The 20,601-nt window shown below is 66.2% G+C and carries 14 protein-coding genes and 3 pseudogenes; 11 read left to right on the top strand and 6 right to left on the bottom strand.

The window, feature by feature from the left end; genetic code table 11:
* Nucleotides 1-216: 216 nt before the first annotated feature.
* Together VOI27_RS20980 and VOI27_RS20975 are read left to right on the top strand one after the other, a co-directional pair.
* Nucleotides 217-1,425, top strand: coding sequence for an efflux RND transporter periplasmic adaptor subunit (locus VOI27_RS20980; RefSeq protein WP_323768229.1), 1,209 nt, complete (start codon nt 217-219; stop codon nt 1,423-1,425).
* Nucleotides 1,418-4,510 (top strand): efflux RND transporter permease subunit, encoded by a 3,093-nt coding sequence (locus VOI27_RS20975; protein WP_323768227.1) that lies wholly within the window; start codon nt 1,418-1,420, stop codon nt 4,508-4,510. The genes VOI27_RS20980 and VOI27_RS20975 overlap by 8 nt, the downstream gene beginning before the upstream one ends.
* A gap of 494 nt (nt 4,511-5,004) precedes the next feature.
* Here VOI27_RS20975 and VOI27_RS20970 read toward each other — a convergent pair whose 3' ends face one another.
* Complete coding sequence (locus VOI27_RS20970) at nt 5,005-6,357, bottom strand: sensor histidine kinase (RefSeq protein WP_323768225.1); 1,353 nt, start codon at nt 6,355-6,357, stop codon at nt 5,005-5,007.
* A complete protein-coding gene (locus tag VOI27_RS20965; RefSeq protein ID WP_323768224.1) occupies nt 6,354-7,025 on the bottom strand; it encodes a response regulator transcription factor in 672 nt (223 codons plus the stop codon). The genes VOI27_RS20970 and VOI27_RS20965 overlap by 4 nt, the downstream gene beginning before the upstream one ends.
* Nucleotides 7,026-7,172: 147 nt before the next feature.
* Here VOI27_RS20965 and VOI27_RS20960 point away from each other — a divergent pair, with 147 nt between their 5' ends.
* The 6 genes from VOI27_RS20960 (at nt 7,173) to VOI27_RS20935 (ending at nt 13,419) form a co-directional block, all read left to right on the top strand.
* Nucleotides 7,173-8,249 (top strand): tricarboxylate transporter, encoded by a 1,077-nt coding sequence (locus VOI27_RS20960; RefSeq protein ID WP_323768222.1) that lies wholly within the window; start codon nt 7,173-7,175, stop codon nt 8,247-8,249.
* A gap of 73 nt (nt 8,250-8,322) precedes the next feature.
* Nucleotides 8,323-10,353 (top strand): tripartite tricarboxylate transporter permease, encoded by a 2,031-nt coding sequence (locus VOI27_RS20955; RefSeq protein WP_323768220.1) that lies wholly within the window; start codon nt 8,323-8,325, stop codon nt 10,351-10,353.
* 10 nt (nt 10,354-10,363) lie between these two features.
* Entirely contained in the window at nt 10,364-11,452 is a 1,089-nt protein-coding gene (locus VOI27_RS20950; protein ID WP_323768218.1) for a 4-oxalomesaconate tautomerase, read from the top strand.
* Nucleotide 11,453: 1 nt separating this feature from the next.
* A complete protein-coding gene (locus VOI27_RS20945; RefSeq protein WP_323768216.1) occupies nt 11,454-12,269 on the top strand; it encodes a universal stress protein in 816 nt (271 codons plus the stop codon).
* 10 nt (nt 12,270-12,279) lie between these two features.
* On the top strand, nt 12,280-12,435 hold the full coding sequence (locus VOI27_RS20940; protein WP_323768214.1) for a hypothetical protein: 156 nt from the start codon (nt 12,280-12,282) through the stop codon (nt 12,433-12,435).
* A 9-nt stretch (nt 12,436-12,444) separates the two neighbouring features.
* A complete protein-coding gene (locus VOI27_RS20935) occupies nt 12,445-13,419 on the top strand; it encodes a D-2-hydroxyacid dehydrogenase family protein (protein ID WP_323768212.1) in 975 nt (324 codons plus the stop codon).
* Here the strand turns inward: VOI27_RS20935 and VOI27_RS20930 are convergent.
* Nucleotides 13,394-14,449, bottom strand: coding sequence for an AbrB family transcriptional regulator (locus tag VOI27_RS20930; RefSeq protein WP_323768209.1), 1,056 nt, complete (start codon nt 14,447-14,449; stop codon nt 13,394-13,396). The genes VOI27_RS20935 and VOI27_RS20930 overlap by 26 nt on opposite strands.
* Nucleotides 14,450-14,528: 79 nt before the next feature.
* Between VOI27_RS20930 and VOI27_RS20925 the strand changes: the two genes are divergently transcribed.
* Genes VOI27_RS20925 through tcuB form a run of 3 tightly spaced genes read left to right on the top strand, consistent with a single transcriptional unit; the run spans nt 14,529 to nt 17,645 of the window.
* Nucleotides 14,529-15,209, top strand: coding sequence for a GntR family transcriptional regulator (locus VOI27_RS20925; RefSeq protein ID WP_323768207.1), 681 nt, complete (start codon nt 14,529-14,531; stop codon nt 15,207-15,209).
* Nucleotides 15,206-16,591 carry an FAD-dependent tricarballylate dehydrogenase TcuA gene (tcuA, locus tag VOI27_RS20920; RefSeq protein WP_323768205.1) on the top strand — a complete coding sequence of 462 codons (1,386 nt, stop codon included), beginning with the start codon at nt 15,206-15,208 and terminating at the stop codon, nt 16,589-16,591. The genes VOI27_RS20925 and tcuA overlap by 4 nt, the downstream gene beginning before the upstream one ends.
* Nucleotides 16,581-17,645, top strand: a complete 1,065-nt coding sequence (gene tcuB / locus VOI27_RS20915) for a tricarballylate utilization 4Fe-4S protein TcuB (protein WP_323768203.1) — start codon at nt 16,581-16,583, stop codon at nt 17,643-17,645. The genes tcuA and tcuB overlap by 11 nt, the downstream gene beginning before the upstream one ends.
* A 472-nt stretch (nt 17,646-18,117) precedes the next feature.
* Here tcuB and VOI27_RS20910 read toward each other — a convergent pair.
* The 3 pseudogenes from VOI27_RS20910 to VOI27_RS20900 form a co-directional block, all read right to left on the bottom strand.
* Nucleotides 18,118-18,480: pseudogene (locus tag VOI27_RS20910) on the bottom strand (transposase); the annotation flags it as partial.
* 62 nt (nt 18,481-18,542) lie between these two features.
* A pseudogene (locus VOI27_RS20905) lies at nt 18,543-19,485 on the bottom strand (IS3 family transposase); the annotation flags it as partial.
* A 79-nt stretch (nt 19,486-19,564) separates the two neighbouring features.
* A pseudogene (locus VOI27_RS20900) lies at nt 19,565-19,802 on the bottom strand (transposase); the annotation flags it as partial.
* Nucleotides 19,803-20,601 lie beyond the last annotated feature (799 nt).

Below are 20,601 nucleotides of genomic sequence, written 5' to 3'. Positions count from 1 at the left end.
CCGTGGGACCCTTCCCGCTGGCGGGGAGTCCCGATTAGTGCAAGTTGCCGGAGAACGCAAAGCCCTTGGCCGTGACCGGGCCCTCTGTCTTGGAGGCACTGGGCGGCACCGGGCGACTTCGCGCGAGACATTTCTTGCAAAAACTTCTCCGCACCGCGACGGAATTGCTGCGGAGCAGCGTACCACTCTCGACACGTTCAACCGGAAGACCCCAAAATGAAGCGATTTGCAGAAGCCCTGCTCGGACTGGCGGCGATTGCCGCGGTCACCTACTGGCTGTTCGGCGAGCGTCTCGCGCCCTATCTGGGCGCCGAGGCGCCGGTGGCCGAAGCCGCGGCGACCGGGGCTGGCGGCGGTCGGCCGGGAGGGCGCCCCGGCGCCGGCCGGGCGGCCTTGGTGACGCTGGAAACGGTCGAGATCACCGCCTATGCCGAAGCCTATCAAACGGTCGGCACCATCGAGGCCGAGGCCCGCGTGGCCGTGGTGTCAGAGGTGAGCGGACGGGTCGAGGAGGTCTTTGTCGCCGCCGGCGACAGGGTCGCGGCGGGCGCCCCCCTGTTGCGGTTGGAACAGCGCACGCAGGAGCTTGACCTCGCCACGGCCGAGGTGCAGCTGGCGACCGCGACCGACACGCTGAAACGGGTGCAGCAGTTGACGGCGTCGGGCTCGTCGGCGGTGACCTCGGTGCAGGAGCAGGAGGCGCTGACCGCAGCGAACCTCGCTCAGGTGACGGTTGACCGCGCCACCTTCGAGCGCGACCGGCGCACCCTGCGCGCGCCCATTGCCGGCGTCGTGGGGCTGATGGACGCACGCCTCGGGGATTACCTGACAGCCGGCGGCGCGATCACTACGGTGAGCGCGCCCGAGCAGCTCCTGGTGGATTTCGCGCTGCCCGAAAGCGCCGTGCCGGTGCTGGCCGAGGGGATGGCGCTCGACGTGCTGCTGCCGTCGCGCATCGGTCAGGTGTTTACCGCAAGGGTCACGGCGATCGATACCGAGATCGACCCCGAGACCCGGCTGATCGACGTCGAAGCCCGGCTCGAGGGGGATGTCTCGGGGCTGCGGCATGGCATGATCGCCAATGTGGTGCTGGCGCAGGAACAGGCGCCGATGCCGGCGATTCCGGCGCTGGCGATTAGCTGGAGCCGCACGGGGGCCTCGGTCTTCGTGGCAGACGAGGGCACGGCGCGCAGTGTGCCGGTCACCATACGCCACCGGCTTGATGACCGGGTCTGGGTCAGCGCCGATCTGGCGGCGGGCGACCGGGTGGTTGTCGAAGGCGTGCAGAAGGTGCGCGCGGGCGGCGAGCTGGCCGAGGCCGGCGGCGGGCGTCCCGAGCGGCCGGGCGGCGGACTGGTGCAGGAGAGCGCGGCGCCGGACCAGCTCAGCGAGCGGGCCGGGCAGGGCGGTGACGTCAATGGCTGATCGCATCCGCGCCACCGGGGTCTCCGGTCTGTTCGTCAAGCGGCCAGTGCTGGCCGTCGTGCTGAACCTGCTGATCATCATCGCCGGTGCGGCGGCCTTTATGGGCGTCGATATCCGCGAGATGCCGAATGTCGACCAGCCGGTGCTCTCGGTCCGGACCTCCTATGACAACGCCGCGCCCGAGACCGTCGACAGCGAGGTGACGGCGGTGCTCGAGGACGCCCTGAGCGCGCTTGAAGGCGTGCAGGCGATCTCGTCTTCCTCGAGCTTCGGCAGTTCGCGGATCACGCTCGAGCTCTCGTCGGCCGTCGATATCAACACCGCCGCCAACGAGGCGCGCGAGATCGTCTCCGGGTTGGGGCGGCAACTGCCCGATGACCTCGACCCCGAGGTCAGCAAGAACGATGCCGACGCCGATCCGATCATCCGTCTGGCGCTCTATGGCCCGGTCAGCCTCGAAGATTTGTCGGACCTGGCCGAGGACCGGGTTGTGCCCGGACTGGAAGGCATCGACGGGATCGCCACGCTCGAGGTCGCCGGCACCCAGTCCAGTGAATACCTCGTGCGGGTAAACATGACTGCGCTCACCGGGCGGGGCCTGACCATCGGCGAGGTCTCGGACGCGCTGGCCGCGCTCGACACCAGTGCCGCGCTCGGCACGCTGGAGAGCGACGCCCAGCAACTGACCCTGAAGCTTGCCCGCGAGGATGTGCTGGTCGAGGATATCGCCGGCCTGCGGATCGACCAGCACACCCGGCTGAGCGACGTGGCGCAGGTGCAGCTGACGGCGGTGGACCGCACGGTGTTCTCGCGGGTCAACGGCGAGACGGCGGTCTCGGTGAACATCTACCGCCAATCGGTCGCCAATACGCTCAGCATCAGCCAGCAGGTGGCAGAGGCCGTGGCCCAGGTGCAGCTCGACCTGCCCGAGGGGGTCCATCTTGTGACCACCGCCGATGACGGGGTCTATGTGGAACGGGCGCTCGAGGAAGTCATGACCTCGATCCTGCTCGCGGTGGTGATCGTGGTTCTGGTGCTCTACGCCTTCCTGCGGTCGTGGCGGGCGGTGCTGATCCCGGCGCTGACCATCCCGGTGGCGCTGATCGGCACGCTGGCGGCCATCTGGCTGGCGGGGTTCTCGGTCAACACGATCACGCTTCTGGCGCTGGTGCTGGCCACCGGGATGGTGGTCGATGACGCCATCGTGGTGGTCGAGAACGTGGTGCGCAAGCGGCAGGAGGGTCTCGGCCGTTTCGCCGCCGCGGCCGAAGGTGCCAACGAGGTTTTCTTTGCGGTGATCTCGACCACGGCGACGCTGGCGGCGGTGTTCATCCCGATCTCGTTCCTGCCGGGGCAGGCGGGGGGCATCTTTCTCGAGTTCGGCTTCGTGCTGGCGTTTTGCGTGATGATTTCCTCTTTCGTGGCGCTGACGCTGGTGCCGATGCTGGCTGCGACACTGGACCCGGGGCAGGGCGGCGGTTCGGCCGAGGCCGGGCCCGGCGCGCCGGCCCGCGCGCTGCTCTGGCTGGTCGACCGGGCGCTGGCGTTGCCGATGCTGGTGATGGCGCTGGCGGTCTGCTTCGGGCTGGTCTCGGTCTGGCTGTTCGGTGCGCTCAACACCGCGCTGACCCCGACCGAGGACCGCGGCGCCTTCTTTATCGTCGCGCGCGCGCCGTCGGGCGTGTCCTCGGGGTTTACCGATCAGCACGTTCAGACCATCGAGGCGCTGATCGCCCCCTACGTCGACAGCGGCGAGGTCGAGGCGGTGCAATCGATCGTCGGCATCGGCGGCGGCACCTCGGCCTTTGTCATCGCGCGGCTGGCCGACTGGGCCGACCGCGACCGCAGCCAGCAGGAGATCATGGCCGAGCTGAACCGCAGCTTTCAGACGGTGACCGGGCTGACGGTGTTTGCCCGCTCGCCCAACAGCCTCGGCATCCGCGGCGCGGGGTCGGGGCTCACCGCAGCGGTGACCGGCACGAACCCGGCGGTGCTGACGGCGCAGGCCGAGGCGCTGGTAGCGGCGATGCAGGCCCGGCCCGAGGTCTTCAGTAGCGCGCAGCTCAGCCAGGAGGCCTATGTGCCCGAGATCAAGGTGACCATCGACGCCGACCTCGCGCGCGAATACGGCCTGACCACGGCAGGGATCGACAGCACCATCAGCGCGATGACCAGCGGGCTGGAGGCCGCCGAGGTGTTTCTCGACGGCGAAGAGGTCACCGTGCGGGTCGAGCCGGGCGGGCGTCCGATCAACGACCCGGCCGACCTCGACCGTGTCTCGCTGCGCACCGCCTCCGGCAGCTTCCTGCCGCTGTCGAGCGTGGCAGAGCTGGAGCAGGTTGCAGGCCTGTCGCGGGTGAGCCGCGAGGGCGGCAACCGCGCGGTGGCCCTGCAGGCGGCGCTGCCCGCGGGTGTCGATCTCGGCGCGGCCGCGGCGGCGCTGGAAGCGCTGGCCCGAGAGGTGCTGGGCGATGGCACCAGCCTGGTGTTCACCGGCGAGGCGGCCAGTCTGGAGAGCTCAGAGGCGGGCACCTACATGGTCTTTGCCATCGCCTTCTTGGTGGTGTTGCTGGTGCTGTCGGCTCAGTTCGAGAGCCTGGTCTCGGCGGCGGTCATCATGCTGGCGGTGCCCTTCGGCCTTGGAGCCGCGGTGGTGGCGATTGCGCTTACGGGGGGCAGCCTGAACTACTACAGCCAGATCGGCCTGGTGCTGCTGATCGGCATCATGGCCAAGAACGGCATCCTGATTGTCGAGTTTGCCAACCAGCTGCGCGCGGCGGGCGCCTCGGTCGATGCCGCGATCCGCAATGCCATGCGGCTCCGGCTGCGGCCGGTGATGATGACCATGGTCTCGACCGTGCTGGGCGGCGTGCCGCTGATCGCCGCCACCGGTGCCGGCGCCGAGGCGCGGATCGCGGTGGGCTGGGTGATCGTCGGCGGCCTGGGCTTTGCCACGGTGTTCACGCTGTTCCTGACCCCGGTGCTCTACCGTGTGCTGGCCCCGCTGAGCCCTGTGCCCGGCGCGCCGGCCCGGCGGCTTGAGGGCGAACTGGCCAGTGCCGGCGGATCGCCCGCCGCCACGTGATCCGCATCGGCGGGCTTTGCGCGCCGGGGTCGCTGCGAGCCGCGCGCAGAGGTGGGCGGAGCGAAGGCACGGTGTTGGACCTCGCGGCGCGGTCAGACAGCGCCCTCGGCGGATGGCGACGCGGTCGGTCCTTGCGGCGCGAAAGACCACGCAGAGACCATTTACCGAACGAGCTGCTGCAGCATCAACGGGACACACCATTTAGCGCGCGAAAGGTCCTTTGCAGACAGCGACATCGGTGTGCAATGCTGCGGCGCGGCTCGGGTCAGCGGTACCTATGTCGAAGTCGTTCCCTGCACTATTGGCCTGATACTCACTGTGGAAGTTCCCGGTTTGAGTTCTATCGCACTGTCTCCGATTGCCGGTTGAAAAGGTGATCCGGAATTCGAGGGAGCAAGTGCCACAAGTAAATTGGGCATTGCGGTCATCCTGGTTCGACCCGGAGAACTACGACGTCACTTGCCACGCATATCGGTGAGGACACGCGCGTCCAGTCACAACAGTTTCATCGTCATCCGAACCGCTGTTCCCTTCTGACGGGGGAGCAGACTTGCCTCGCCATTGTGGCGGCGCAGAATGCCTCTGACGATGGAGAGTCCCAGACCGCTGCCCTCGGCATCGCGCAATTGGCCGAACCTTTGGAAGGCGGTATCCGTCTTTTCGGCAGGGATGCCGACACCATCATCCTTGACGATAACGACAGCCTCTTGCCCGTCCGCCAGGGTCTCCACGATAATTGATGTCAGCCCCGGGCCGCCGTGCCTCAATGCATTCTCCAAAAGGTTGGTGAGGGCCTCCCCGATCAGCACAGGGTCGCCCGCGACCGGCAATGCACCGTCATGAGCGTCAAAGTCGAAACGGACGTCCTGCTCCAGGATGACCGGCGCGAAATCGGCGCAGATCTCGGCGGCCACCTTGTTCAGATCAATGCGTTCCAGCGCCGGCGCATCGTCGTAGCGCAACCGCTCCAGCGACAGCAGCTGATTGGCCAGCCGGGCCGATTTTCGCGCCGCCGTGATCAACTCGCGTTCGCGAACCCGCCGTTCTTCAGGGTCACGCACCCCCGGCAGCACCTCTGCCAGTGACAACACCGCCGAGGCGGGATTGCGCAGCTGGTGCGCGGCGTCGGAGATGAAGGCCTGGTGGTCCTCGATGCTGCGCCGCACCTGTCCGAACAACCGGTTGAGGGTGGCGACAATCCCCGAGACCTCGGCCGGGACCGGACGACGGATGTCGCCCAGATCATCCGGCGAGCGGTGCCGGATCGCGTCCTGCAAGTCATTCAGCGGGCGCAGGCCGATCTTCACGCCGAACCAGACCACCAGCGCCAGCGCGGCCATCAGGCTGGCGATCAGGGCCGCGGCGCGCCGCGCCAGCGCGGCGGCAAAGGCCCTCCGGTCGCTTTCGCGTTGCCAGACGGTCACCACGGTGTCGCCGGTCAGGTTGCCGATGGTGGTGGTTTCGGTCATGCGCAACACGCGCACCGGCTCGCCCCGGTACTCTGCCACGGTGTAGCGCAACCCCTCGCTCGCCTCGCGGTCGCCCGACACCGGCGGGTAGGCGTAGCCGGTCACGTAGATACCGCCGGGTCCGGTGACGTGATAGAACAGTTCTCCCCCACCGGCATCGGACACGAAGTCTCGGGTGCCGGGCGACAGCAAGTCACCGCCCGAAATCGCCACATCCCGCGAAATCGCCAGCGCCGCCGCCAGCAAGCTGCGGTCGAACAGGTCCTCCGACGTGCGCTGCGCCACCTCGAAGCGCCACAGCCCGAGCAGAATCGACAGCACCAACAGGGGCGGCAGGATCAGCAGGAACAGCCGCGCGCGCAGCGACATCGACGTCATACGGTATCGACTTCCAGCATGTAGCCCAACCCGCGCGCCGCCTTGATCTTGATGCCGTAGGGCTCCAGCCGCTTGCGCAGGCGCGAGACATGCGGCTCGATGGCGCTGTCCTCCTGCTCGGCACCGGTGCCGTAGACATGGGTGATCAGCTGCGCTTTCGACACGATGCGCCCGCGCCGTTCGAGCAGGCATTCCAACGTCGCAAGCTCCTTGCGCGGGTAGGCCAGCGGCTGCTCGTTCTCCAGAAGCTGCCGGTTGGTGCGATCGAAGACCAGCGGGCCGAGGCTGTCGCGGGCGGCAAACTCGAGGTTCTTTCGTCGCGCCATGGCGCGCAGCCGCGCCTCCAACTCGTCCATCTCGAAGGGCTTGGTCAGGTAGTCGTCAGCCCCCGCATCCAGCCCCGCCACCCGTTCGTGGGTCTCGGCGCGCGCCGTCAGCAGGATCACCGGCGTGCCGTCGCCGCGCCGGCGCAACCGGGTCAGCACCTCCAGCCCGTCGCACCCCGGCAGGTTGCGGTCCAGCACGATCAGGTCGGCGCCCTCGTGGCGCAGGAAGACGTCGGCCTCTTCCCCGTCATGCAGAAGATCGACCGCATGGCCGCGATCCCTCAGCCGGTGAGCGATGCCTTGGGCAAGAGGTTCGTTGTCTTCGATCACGGCGATGCGCATGGGCAAAACTTAATCATGTGGCGCAAGCTTCGCGCAAGGTTGAGGCGGCAATGTGATGGCGTTGGAGGAGGGATTCGGTCCCTTGAACTATCGAATACCCGGCGGGCAGACGCCGCGCCGGTCCATAATGTCTACGGGAGGACACCTATGACTATCAAGTATTTCGCCGCCACGGTTGCATCCGCCGCTATCCTCGCCGGCCCGGCGCTGGCCGAGGTCGACCTGTCGGGCAAGACCGTCGAATGGGTGATCCCGTTCTCGGAAACCGGCGGTTCGGCCAAATGGGCCAACTTCTTCGCACCGCTGCTCAGCGAAGAGCTGCCCGGCAACCCCACCGTCGTCGTCAAGTTCATGCCCGGTGCAGGCTCCACCAAGGGCGCCAACTGGTTCCAGGAGCAAGAGCACGAGGACGGCACGCTGCTGTTCGGCACCTCCGGCTCGACCCAGTTCCCCTACCTGCTGGGCGATCCGCGCGTGCGCTATGAATACTCCGACTGGAACCCGGTCATGGCCTCCGGCACCGGCGGCGTTGCCTACCTGAACCCCGCCGACGGCGAGAAGTTCGACGGCACCGCCAACAACCTCAAGGACATCGACTTCATCTACGGCTCGCAGGGTGCCACGCGGCTTGACCTCGTGCCACTGCTGGCCTGGGAAATGCTGGGCATGAATGTCGAGCCGGTGTTCGGCATCAAGGGCCGCGGCGACGGCCGGCTGATGTTCGAGCGGGGCGAAGCCACCATCGACTACCAGACCTCCTCGAGCTACCTCGGCGCTTCGGCCGATCTGGTCGAGAAGGGGCAGGCGGTTCCGATGATGACCTGGGGCGCGCTGGACGAGGACGGCAATATCGTCCGCGACCCGACCTTCCCCGACATCCCGACCTTCAAGGAAGTCTGCGAAGCCACCGACGGCTGCGAAACCAGCGGCGAGGCATGGGACGCCTGGAAAGCCTTCTTCATCGCCGGTTTCCCGGTGCAGAAGATCGCCTTCCTGCCCGCCGGCACTCCGGATGACGTGATCGAGACCTACACCGCCGCCTTCGACGCCGTGCGCAACCGCGACGACTTTGCCGAGATCGCCGCCAAGCGCGTCGGCAAATACCCGGTGTTCGTGGGCGAAGGCGCCGCCAGTGCCACCGAGCGCGGCACCACCGTGTCGGACGAAGCCAAGGCCTTTGTCACCAACTGGCTGCAAGACGCCTATGGCGTGTCACTGAAATAAGCGCGCGCCCGCCGGCCCCGGGCTGATCCCGGGGCCGGTTTTCTGCATTTTCACACAATTCGAGGTCGGGGCGATGGATCTATTCGCAACCGCCCTGCCGGCGCTTGGCCAGGCATGGGCGCTCATTCTGCAACCTGTGGTTCTGGGCTATCTGGTTCTGGGCGTGGTCATGGGTCTTGCGGTCGGGGTCTTTCCCGGTCTCGGCGGCATCGCCGGTCTATCGCTGCTTTTGCCCTTTATGTTCGGCATGGACCCGGTCCTTGGCCTTGCCCTGATGGTCGGCATGGTCGCGGTCGTCCCGACCTCTGACACCTTCGCCTCGGTGCTGATGGGCATCCCTGGGTCTTCTGCCAGCCAAGCCACCGTGCTCGATGGCTTCCCCATGGCCAAGAAGGGCCAGGCGGCGCGGGCGCTGTCGGCGGCCTTCACCTCGTCGCTGTTCGGCGGGCTGGTGGGCGCGGCCTTCCTGACCATGTTCATCGTCGTGGCGCGGCCCATCGTGCTGGCCTTTGGTCTGCCCGAGATGCTGATGATCTCGATCCTCGGCCTTTCGATGGTGGCGGTGCTGGCCGGTCGCGTGGCGCTCAAGGGCGTGGCGGCGGCGGGTCTCGGCCTGCTGATCGGCACCATCGGCGAGGCCGACGCGGGCGGATCGCTGCGCATGGCGACCTACGACATTCCCTACCTCACCGACGGTCTGAAACTGGTGATCGTCGGCCTCGGCATCTTCGCGGTGCCGGAAATCGTCTCGCTGTTGCGGCAGGACCGCTCGATCTCCAAGGAAGCCAAGCTCGGCGCCGGCTGGGGCGAGGGCGTGCGCGACTGGGTGGCCAACAAGTGGCTCTCGGTGCGCTGCTCGCTGATCGGCGTCGTCGTGGGCGTGATCCCCGGCCTCGGCGGCTCGGTCGTCGACTGGATCGCCTATGGCCACGCGGTGCAGACCACCAAGGACAAGTCGCAATTCGGCAAGGGCGAAGTGCGTGGCGTGATCGGGCCGGAAAGCTCGAACAACGCCAAGGAGGGCGGCGGGCTGGTTCCGACACTGCTGTTCGGCATCCCCGGCTCCGGCTCCATGGCGATTTTCATCGGCGCCATCGCGCTGCTGGGGTCCGGCGACATCGAGGTCGGCCCGTCGATGCTGCGCGACAACCTCGACATCACCTATTCCATCGTCTGGCTTCTGGCGCTGGCCAATGTTGTCGGCACGCTGCTGTGCATCGCGGCCTCGGGCGGCATCGCCAAGCTGACCACCATCCGCTTCACCTATCTTGCGCCGTTCCTGTTCATGCTGATCTCCTTCGCGGCGTTCCAGTCCGGGCAGAACTTCGAGGACATCCTCGCGCTCTTCGTGATCGGGCTGATCGGCATCTTTCTGCGGCGCTTCGACTGGTCGCGCCCGGCCTTCCTGATCGGGTTCGTGTTGTCCAACCCGGTCGAGAAATTCTCGAACCAGGCGTTCCAGATCGCGTCGTTCCGCTTCCGCAAGTCGTTCGAGGAGGGCATGGACTACATCTTCTCGCCCATCGTGATCGTACTGCTGATCGTCACCGTGGTCTCGGTGGTGCTGGGCATCCGCCAGGCCAAGTCGATCATGGCCGAGGGCGACGTGAAGTCCGGATCGAAGCGCGCGCCGCTGGTCTTTCTGGGCGTGATCATGGCCTACGTGGTGACCGCGCTGGTCAACGCCTGGCTGATCCCCGACTACAACATGACCGACAAGATCGTGCCGCTGGTCGTGGGCGGCATCACCCTGACCGCGCTGCTGATCCTGCTGGCACAGATGATCATGCGCGCCGAATCCGACCCGGTGTTCGCCGACAAGGAGGTCTCGGGCGAGGACGCGGATGCGCCCTATGGCCTCTGGGGCACGTTGGCGTGGTTCGTCGGGCTGATCGTGGCGACCTATTTCGTGGGCTTCATCCTCGCGCTGCTGGGCTTCCTCGTCAGCTTCCTGCGGGTGCGGGCACAGGCACCCTGGCCCAAGACGCTGATCCTGACGGCCGGCGGCATCGCGCTGATGCTCGTCATGGCCGGCGCGCTCAACCGCGACTTCCCGCCGGGCCTGCTGCAGGACGCCGTCGACCTGCCTTGGCCGCTGAAGTGAGGGGGATGACATGACACAGACAGCGATTCCATACCTCTTCATGCGCGGCGGCACCTCGCGCGGGCCGTATTTCAACCGCGCCGACCTGCCGGAGGATCTCGAAACCCTGGCCGAGGTGTTGATCGCCGTGACAGGCTCCGGCCACCCGCTCAATATCGACGGGATCGGCGGCGGCGCTGCGGTGACCACCAAGGTCGCCATGCTCTCGCCCTCCGACGACGACTGGGCCGACGTGGATTACTTCTTCGCGCAGGTCTCGGTCGAGGATCGGCTGGTGGATTTCAAACCCACCTGCGGCAATATTCTGTCGGGCGTCGGTCCTGCGGGGGTTGAGATGGGGCTGGTGCAGCCACAAGGCGACGTCACCGAGGTCAGGATCCGCGCTGTCAACACCGGCGCCAGGGTGCTGGCCAAGCTACAGACTCCCGGCGGCGCGATGACCTATGACGGCGACGCCGAGATCGCCGGCGTGCCCGGAACCGGCGCACCTGTGGCGCTGAACTTCATGGGCGTCGTCGGCTCCTCCACCGGGGCCTTCCTGCCCACCGGCAACATCCGCGACACCTTCGACGGGATAGAGGTCACCTGCATGGACGTCGCCATGCCGATGGTCATCGCCCGCGCCTCGGACTTTGGCTTGACCGGGCACGAGACCGTGGCCGAGCTGGACGCAAACCGCGACTTCTTTGCCCGGATGGAGGCCCTGCGCCTCAAGGCCGGCGCGGCCATGGGCATGGGCGACGTGTCGAAATCGGTGACCCCCAAGTTCGGCCTGCTGGCCCCGGCGCAGGCAGGCGGCACCATCGCCACCCGCTATTTCATGCCGTGGAACACCCACCCGTCGATGGCGGTCACCGGCTCGCAATGCCTCGCCTCCTGCGCCCTGACCCCCGGCAGCATTGCCGACGGACTGCTGGAGCGCCCCACCGAGAGCCCCGCCAACGTGGTGCTCGAACACGCCTCGGGCACCATCGAGGTGCTGGTGGACTACGACGCCACTGACGGCTTCACGCTGAACTCCGCTGGCCTGCTGCGCACCGCGCGCAAACTGGCCGACGGGCGCGTCTTTGTACCGTCGCGCATCTGGAAAGGTCACTGACATGCCGGTGATGAACCTGGCCGTTGCCTTCAACGGCTCCGACGCCTCAATTTCGGCGCTGCGCTATGCGGCCTCGCTGGCCAAGGCCCGTGGCGCGCATGTCACAGCCATCCTCGCCCACGCCGCGCACGAGGCCATCGACCGCCGGTCGCGCTGGATCCCCGACGAGGCCCGCGCGCTGCTCGAAGCCGCCAACACCGAGATCGTGGCGCAGGTCAAACGCCAGTTCGACGATCTTCGCCCCTCGCTCGACCTGGGCGATGCGCTGGATTTCCGGGACGAGGTCGGCCGCGTCGACACCGTGCTGGCCGAGGGCGCGCGCTATTACGACATGCTCATCGTCGGCGCCCGGTCCGACAGCGATGACGCCCATGTCACCCACCACCCCGACCGCATTGCCCTGCTCTCGGGGCGGCCGGTGATCGTGTTGCCGGCGGGCTATGACGCCGGAGCCCGACACAGCCACGCCGCGCTGGCCTGGGACGGCGGGCGCGCCGCCGCGCGGGCCCTGTCGGACAGCCTCCGCCTGCTTGAGGCCGAGGGCCGGGTCAGCGTGCTGACCGTCGGCAAGCGCCAGTCGTGGCCGATCGAGGACCTGATGGCCCACCTGCACCGCCACGGGGTTGAAGCCACGCACGAGGACTTTCCCGTCACCCACCCGGTGGCCTCGACGCTGCTGTCCTACTGCGACCGCCACGACCCTTCGCTGCTGGTCTTGGGCGCCTACGAACACTCGAAGTTCCGCGAGGATTTCCTTGGCGGGGTGACCGCCGAGGTGCTCGAGAACATCAAGATCCCCGTCCTGTTGTCACACTGAGAAACAAACGATGACCGATTACGAGAAAGTCCACACCGCCCGCCGCGACCTCGAGAAGCTGCGCGCCGATCTTGCGGCCCGCCTGCCTCTGGAGGATGATCAGAAGCCCGACCTGCTGAAACTGCACGACCGGGTCAGCAAGGCGATCAACGCGCTCTCGGCATAAGGTACTCCGATGAAAGTCCACATCCTCGACGACTGGTTCGACACGCTGCGCGGCCTGCCGTGCTTCGACCTGCTCGCCGGGCACGAGGTGACCGTCTGGACCGATCACCAGCCCGACGAGGCGGCGCTGGCTGCGCGTCTGCAGGATGCCGACTGCGTGGTCCTCTTCCGCGAACGCACAAAGGTCACGCGCGGGTTGCTCGAACGGCTGCCCAACCTGCGGCTGATCTCGCAACGCGGCGCATACCCGCACGTGGACGTGGCGACCTGTACCGATCAGGGCGTGCTGTTCTGCTCCAACAAGGGCGCGGACGGGGCCAATCACGCGGCCGCCGAACTGACCTTTGCGCTGATCCTCGCCGCCATGCGCCAGTTGCCGCAGCAGATGGCCAGCGCCAAGGCCGGAGGCTGGCAGGCGGGCGTTGGCCGCACCCTGCGCGGGCGGCGGCTGGGGCTCTACGGTTACGGACGCATCGGCCGCGTGGTGGCGGGGTATGCCCGCGCCTTCGGGATGGAGGTCAACTGGTGGGCCTCCGAGGATGGCCGCGCGCGGGCGAAAGCCGATGGCGAGACCATCGCCGACAGCCGCGCCGCGTTCTTCGCAAACAACGACGTGATCTCGCTGCACCTGCGCCTGACGCCACAGACGCGGGGCATCGTCACTTCCGACGACCTCGCGGCGATGTCGCCGCGCTCTGTGCTGGTCAACACCGCGCGGGCCGGGCTTATCGCCGAGGGCGCGCTGCTGCAGGCGCTGAACGCCGGACGCCCCGGCACGGCGGCGGTGGATGTCTTCGACAGCGAGCCGCTGACGGACCCATCCGATCCGCTGCTGAGCCATCCCAACCTGATCGCCACCCCGCATATCGGCTTCGTCACCGAGGACGAGTTCGACAAGCAGTTCGCCGACATCTTCGAACAGGTGAACGCCTACGCCAAGGGCGCCCCGATCCACATGATCAACCCCTCCGTCGTCGGGCAATAAGCCCCGCCACCAGCGGCGCCCCCACGATCACCAGCACGATCCGCGTCAGGTGGTGGGTGATGACGAAACCCAGATCGGCCCCGGTGACGATGGCCAGCACCGTCATCTCGGCCTGCCCGCCCGGCGCGAAGGCGAGGAAGGCCTCGACCGGATCGCCCAGCCCCATCGCGGTGACGAAAACGGTGAACCCAGCCGCCAGCACCGCCAGCACCAGCACATAGGCCACGCCCGCCAGCACCACCCGCGTCAGCTCGCCCCATGTCACGCCGAGAAAATGCACACCGATGGCGCAGCCGATGAAGAACTGCGCCGCGAGGATCGCCTCGGCCGGCGGGCGGCTGTGGATCAACCCCGACAGCGACAGCACGGCGGTGACGATCATCGGCCCGAGGATCGAGGCCCCGAACAGCCCGACGCGCTCACCGCCTTTCCAGCCGATGACAGCCGCCGCGACCATCAGCGCCATCTCGCCCACGGGCAACTCGGCCACCGGCGCGCCGATCGGGTTGGTCAGCCCGGCGCCATAGGCCATGGTCAGGAACACCGGCGCCAGTGTCACGATGATCAGCACCCGCGTGGCATGGATCAGCGACAGGGCGCGCGCGTCGCCACCCGCCTCGGTTCCGAAGATCACCATGTCCTGCAACCCGCCCGGCATCGCCGCGTAATAGGCGGTCGGCATGTCAAACCCCCAGACCCGGCGGAAGAACGGCACGCCCACCAGCCCGATCAGCGCGATGAACACCGGCACCAACGCCACCGACATCGCCATCTGCGGCAACTCGTGAAACAGCGCCGGGGTGATCGAGGCCCCCACCGCCACCCCGAGGATCGTCCGCGCGGCCACCGAGACCTGACCGAATCCCTTGATCGGCACATGCGCCAAAGCCGCAATCAGGCAGGCCGCCATCGGTCCGAACAAGAACGGCAAAGGCAGGTCGAGGCTCCAGAACAGGAGGGTGCCCACGGCAGCAAGCGCAAGTGTCAGCCCGCGACGGGCGGCGGGATGGGGCAAATCTCTAGGGGTCACACAACGCTCCTTTCGGTCTTGATCCGAACTGAATACATATGTATCCAACTGCATGCAATATGCGAAGGGAGAGCAGAACGTGAGCGAGGAAGACCGCACGCCGCAGGGCAATTCGGCCTACGACCGGCTGATGGCCGATCTCCGCGAAGGACGCCTCAACCCCGGCGACCGCCTGCGCGAGACCGAGCTTGCCGACAGGCTCGGCGTTTCCCGCACCCCGGTCCGCGAGGCCATCCGCCAGCTCGAGGCCGATGGCATCGTCACCCACGTACCGCGCCAGGGCGCCTGCATCCGGACGCTGGACTATGCTGAGGTCATGGAACTCTACGAAATGCGCGCCGTGCTGGAGGGCACCGCCGCGCGGCTGGCGGCCCGTGCCGCCTCTGACATCGAGATCGAGGAGTTGCAGGACATGAACCAGTCGCTGGCGACGCTGGGCAACGTGCCGGAGGCCTTCACGCTCAACCGGCAGTTCCACGCCGCCCTGCTGGACGCCGCCAAGAACCGCTTCCTGACCCGTTCGATCCATTCGCTGCAAAAGACGTTGATGATCCTCGGGCCGACCACCCTGACCGATGCCTCCCGCGCCGAAAAGGCCGTCGAAGAGCACTTCGGCGTGCTCGACGCGATCAAGGCCCGCGACGGCTCTCTCGCCGAGGCCGCCATGCGGGCCCATATCGAGGCCGCCCAGCGGGTGCGGGTGCGGGCCCTGCGCGGTCAAACCTCGCAGCCCGACAGCTACGACGGGGACCTCCTGTGACCGAGATCTACGACATCGCCGTCATCGGCGGCGGCAACGCCGCGCTCTGTGCCGCGATCACCGCCGCCGAGGCCGGCGCCCGCGTGCTGATCCTCGAGACCGCGCCGAAGCCCTATCGCGGCGGCAATTCGCGACACACCCGCAACTTCCGCTGCATGCATCAGGGGCCGCTGGGGCCGCTGGTGGAAAGCTACACCGAAGACGAATACCTCGCCGACCTGATGAAGGTCACCGGCGGCAAGACCGACGAACACCTCGCCCGCCTCGCCATCCGCACCTCGGAGGAATGCCTGCCGTGGATGGAAGAGCACGGCGTCCGCTTCCAGCCCTCGCTCTCCGGCACCCTGTCACTGGCCCGCACCAACGCCTTCTTTCGCGGCGGCGGCAAGAGCCTCGTGAACGCCTATTACCGCACCGCCGAAAGCTTGGGCGTCGTCGTTCTCTACGAGGCCGCCGTCACGCATCTTGAGCTGGAGGGCGACCGCGTTACCCGCGTCGATTTTACCCACGAGGGCGCGGCAAAGAGCATCACGCCGAAATCCGTCGTCGTCGCCTCGGGCGGCTTTCAGGCCGATACCGACTGGCTGGCCCGCGCTTGGGGACCGGCGGCAAAGAACTTCCTGATCCGTGGCACGCCCTACAATCGCGGCGTCGTGCTGGCCGACCTGCTGAAGCAGGACATCGCGCAGGTGGGCGACCCCACCCAATGCCACGCCGTCGCCATCGACGGCCGCGCGCCCAAGTTCGACGGCGGCATCGTCACCCGGCTCGATTGCGTGCCGTTTTCCATCGTCGTCAACAAGGAGGCCCAGCGCTTTTATGACGAGGGCGAGGACGTCTGGCCCAAGCGCTATGCCATCTGGGGCCGGCTGGTGGCCGCGCAGCCCGATCAGGTGGGCTATGTCATCATCGACGCCAAGTCGCTGAACCTCTTCATGCCGTCGGTCTTTCCGCCGATCAAGGCCGACACGCTGGCCGAGCTCGCGGGCAAGATGGGCCTGCCCACTGACGCGCTCGAACAGACCGTGGCCGAGTTCAACGCCGCTTGCGGCGATCAGAGCGGCTTTCATCCCACCGAGTTGGACGGTGTCACGACCACCGGCCTCACCCCGCCCAAGACCAATTGGGCGCGTCCCATCACCAAGCCACCGTTCTACGGCTATTCGCTCCGCACCGGCGTCACCTTCACCTACCTTGGGCTCAAGGTCGACGATAACGCCCAATGCTCCATCGGCAACCGGCCCGTCAGCAACCTCTGGGCGGCCGGCGAAACCATGGCCGGCTCGATCCTCGGCCAAGGCTACCTCGCCGGTTTCGGCATGACCATCGGCACCGTCTTCGGACGCATCGCGGGCAAGGAGGCCGCAGCCCATGCAAACTGATCTTCTGCAGGAAGCCCGCCGCCAGGCCGAGATCTGCAATGCCTGCCGCTACTGCGAGGGCTACTGCGCGGTCTTTCCCGCGCTTCAGGCCGAACGCGCCTACTCGGACGGCGACCTGACGCAACTGGCCAACCTCTGTCACAACTGCCGGGGCTGCTACTATGCCTGCCAATACACCGCACCGCACGAATTCGACCTGAACCTGCCACAGGCGCTGGCCGACGTCCGGCAGGACAGCTGGGAGGACTTCGCCTTCCCCCGCGCCGCCGGCAAGGCCTTTCAGAAGAACGGCCTCGCCATCGCCATCGCAACCGTGCTGGGCTCTGCGCTGCTCTTTTGGGCCGCGCGTGCGCTGGCCTCGGTCGGAGGCGAAGGCTTCTACGCGGTCCTGTCCCACAACGCCATGGTGGCGATCTTCCTGCCGGCGTTCCTCTTCCCGCTGTTCAGCATCGCCATCGGCCTCCGCCGCTATTGGCGCACCGTCGACGGCGCCCCCGTCCGCCTGTCCCACCTGCGCGGAGCCATCGCTTCGGCGGCCAACATGCGCAATCTCAAGGGCGGCCACGGCGACGGCTGCAACTTCGAAGACCAAGATCGCTTCACCCATGCCCGCCGCATGGCGCACCAGGCTGTCATGTACGGATTCCTGCTCTGCTTCGCCTCGACCAGCACCGCCACCCTGATGCACTACCTGCTGAACGTGCCCGCGCCCTACGGATTGGTCTCGCTCCCGAAGATCCTCGGGCTGTCGGGCGGCCTCCTGCTGGTGCTGGGCTGCGCCGAAATGATCCGGCTCAAGCTGCGCGCCGACAAGAGCCTCGGCGCCACCAATGCCTTCGGCGGAGAGATCGCCTTCATCGGCCTGTTAGCCTTCGTCGGACTGAGCGGGTTGGTGCTCTACGCGGCTGGCGGGACCGGCTGGATGCCCGCCCTGCTGGTGCTGCACCTCGGCGCGGTGCTGGCGTTCTTCCTGCTGACGCCTTTCACCAAGATGGCCCACGGGTTCTACCGGCTCGCTGCTTTGACCCGAGACGCACAAAGGAAAGGTGCATGATGGCGAGACCAACGGATTGCCGCAAGCGAGAGATCATGACCTCTGACCTGCATAGAGCAGTCACGGAATGTGTACGCTGAGAAGATCGATTCACGGCCCTCCTTATAGAAGGCATAGCCCCCGCCAGGCGAAATGATCTCATACGACGAACTGCAGTGAGTTCCGCAGACAGAGAATTTGACTACCTTGCAATTCTGCATGCGCGGCGAACGTCTTGTGTGGATGGCTCCCGCATAGCAAGCGTTGAATGTGGCTGAGTACCTTTTCAGAAGCGGTCTTATGTCCGGCCTGTTTGCGCGGCCTTGACCGCTGGCCCTGATGGGATCCGCGGATCAGGTTCCTTTCTGCTTTGCGGGCAGAAACACCCGGGACATTCGGCGGAGTGTCCTGATCGTTGCGGCTGAAGGGTACACCATCACATCGTGGTCTTGCTACTTCGGTTGTTCCTTTGCGTTCAGACGGCGTGTGGCCTTTAGGGTTCGTTCCTGCTCAGGACCGCCGGCATGATCCGCGCCGTCTTGTTGGCCATGGCGACCGTGGCGAGGCGGGTCGGCTTTCTTTTCAGCAGGTCCGCAAGCCATGGATCGGCGCGCTCCGGGTGATTGGTGACCTGTCGGACGCGCGATGTCATGCCGACCACGCTGAGCTGCCACAGATATCGGTCGCCCATCTTGGTGATCTTGCCCAATCGCTCCTTTCCGCCGCTTGATCGGTTGCGGGGTCTGAGCCCCAGCCAGGCTGCAAACTCTCGTCCATTCCGAAACTGGTGGCCTGAACCGATGGTTGCTACGACGGCCGAGGCCGTAACCGGCCCAACGCCAGGGATGGTCTGCAGAAGCTGCGCCTGTCGGCTCAGGCTGAGCTACTCCCCATCTCTTGGACAGGGTCTGGCGTAATTTAAGCTACTCGTTGCGCCTGCTGATCGGGTTGGTTGATATCATTTCTCTGCCAATAGACCAGCGTCGGAGGCTGGCCGCCCAGGGCTGAATGAGGGCGCTGGTGGTTATAGAAGGTCATCCATTTCCGGATGGCCGCTTTCGTTTCCGATCCGGTCTCCCAGGCATGCAAGTAGACGCACTCGGTGTTCGGGTGCGCCACAGCCTCTCGATGAAGATGTTGTCCGCTGCCCGGCAGTGGTTTGCCTGCATACCATGAGAGAGGAGGAAACGGCCTTTTCCCATCCATCGAGATCCGCACGCCCGACCGGCGGAGCCGGTCCGTCCAGGCGAAGAACGTGAACTGAGATCCTTGATCAGTATTCATTATCTCGGGCGGGCCGAACTTGTGAATGGCCTCGTTCAGCGCCTCGACGCAGAAGTCGGCCTCCCTTTGACCGGCAGGTGTTTGCAGCAAACACCGAGAGGGGGCGTGTTCGAGATCCGCCAGGACAGAACCTTGCGGGTGTGTCAGTCCATGATCGCCACGAGGTAGAGGAACCCGCGCCGCATGGGCAGGTAGGTGATATCCGAGCACCCGTCGCCCGGCACGGGCATGCGCAGCATGATCCCGAGAGGAGGACTTGGTTCGGGCGCTCCACGCGGAGTCCTCTCAGCAAGTAGGGATAGGTCTTGTGTCCCTTCGCCGGCCTGCTCGTATTGGGCTTCTGGTAAATCGGCATGAGCCCCATGAGGCGCATCAGTCGCCGGATGCGCTTCTCGTTCACGAGGTGTCCGTCGTTGCGCAGGTGCCAGGTCATTTGCCGGACACCGAAGAACGGGGTCTCCAGGAACTGCTCGTCGATCTGCCGCATTAGGCCGAGGTTCTGTTCGGTCTTGCCCTTGGGGGTGTAGTAGAAAGACGAGCGCGCGATCGACAGCAGCTTGCACTGTCGCCCGATGGACGGGAGTGTCCTGAACTTTGTGTATCCGGGCCGGTCCATGCGGTTTGGGATACTCAAGCGTCGAAGCGCTCGCCGAACATTATGCGAAGTGATTGCGGGCCGCAAACCATTTCCGAACATTTCGGCCATCCTTCTTGAAGTTGCGGATGGCCAGACAGATCAGCTTGGTCGCGGCCTCGTACGTCGGGAAGGACCCACGCGTCTTGATGGATTTCCGGATCACGCGGTTCAGGCTCTCTATGGCGTTCGTGGTGTAGATGATCTTGCGGATCGAAGGCAAAGAACGGGATCATCTCAGCCCAGGCTCGGCGCCAACTCGGCTGGGCGAGGGTGATCGCGCCCCCGATCACCTTGTGCATCGGAACGCGACGGCGATCGGCAAGGTACCTGTCGTGAAAATGGGCAAGCAGCCGGTCCAGCTCTTCCAGGGTCGGCCGCCGGTTCCGCGTGGCTGAACGCCCGATCATACGCTGATGTTTCAGCGTGCGCATCGCAGTCTCGAAGGCCCCGATTGGCATCTCGACCTTGCTGATCGGACCGCCGTAGGAAACCACAGTTCGCAGGGTGGCTATGTAGCTGTTCACGGTCTGGGGCAAACGCGGTTTAAGGGTGTAGTGTTCAGGGCTGTCGGCTCGCGGATTTGATGGCGGCGCCTGAACGCCCTTCAGCAGGTCCTTGCCGAGCCGAAAGAAGTCGTGATCATCCGTTTCCTCGACTGCCAGCTGGCCAAAATCGAGACGTTGAAGATAGGCAAGGTTTGCGGTTTTTGTTTTGCCGAATGCCTCCGAGGAGGCCTCGGTGTATTCGCGGATCACGTCAGCCCATGTCTTGGTATGCCGGGCCGCGACGGCCCTTTCGATTGCGCCTTTGCCCTTCAGGTCACGCTCTGTTTGACGCACCCAACGCTCTGCCGCCTGACGGCTTTGGACCGTATCGCTCAGGGACAGGACAACCTTGCCGGCCTTCTTCTTGCGGATGACGGCGGTGTAGCTTGACCTGCCCCCCGCGAAATCCCTCACCCTAATGTAGAGTCTGCCCAACACTGAAGGAGCAGACAGATGCGGAAGAGCCGTTTTACCGAGGCGCAGATTATCGGGATGATCAAGGAGCAAGAGG

This window comes from Marinovum sp., from assembly GCF_034669705.1.
In the GTDB taxonomy this organism is placed as follows: domain Bacteria; phylum Pseudomonadota; class Alphaproteobacteria; order Rhodobacterales; family Rhodobacteraceae; genus Marinovum.
The sequence above is the reverse complement of the archived record's forward strand: the minus strand, read 5'-3'. Positions and strand labels throughout refer to the sequence as shown.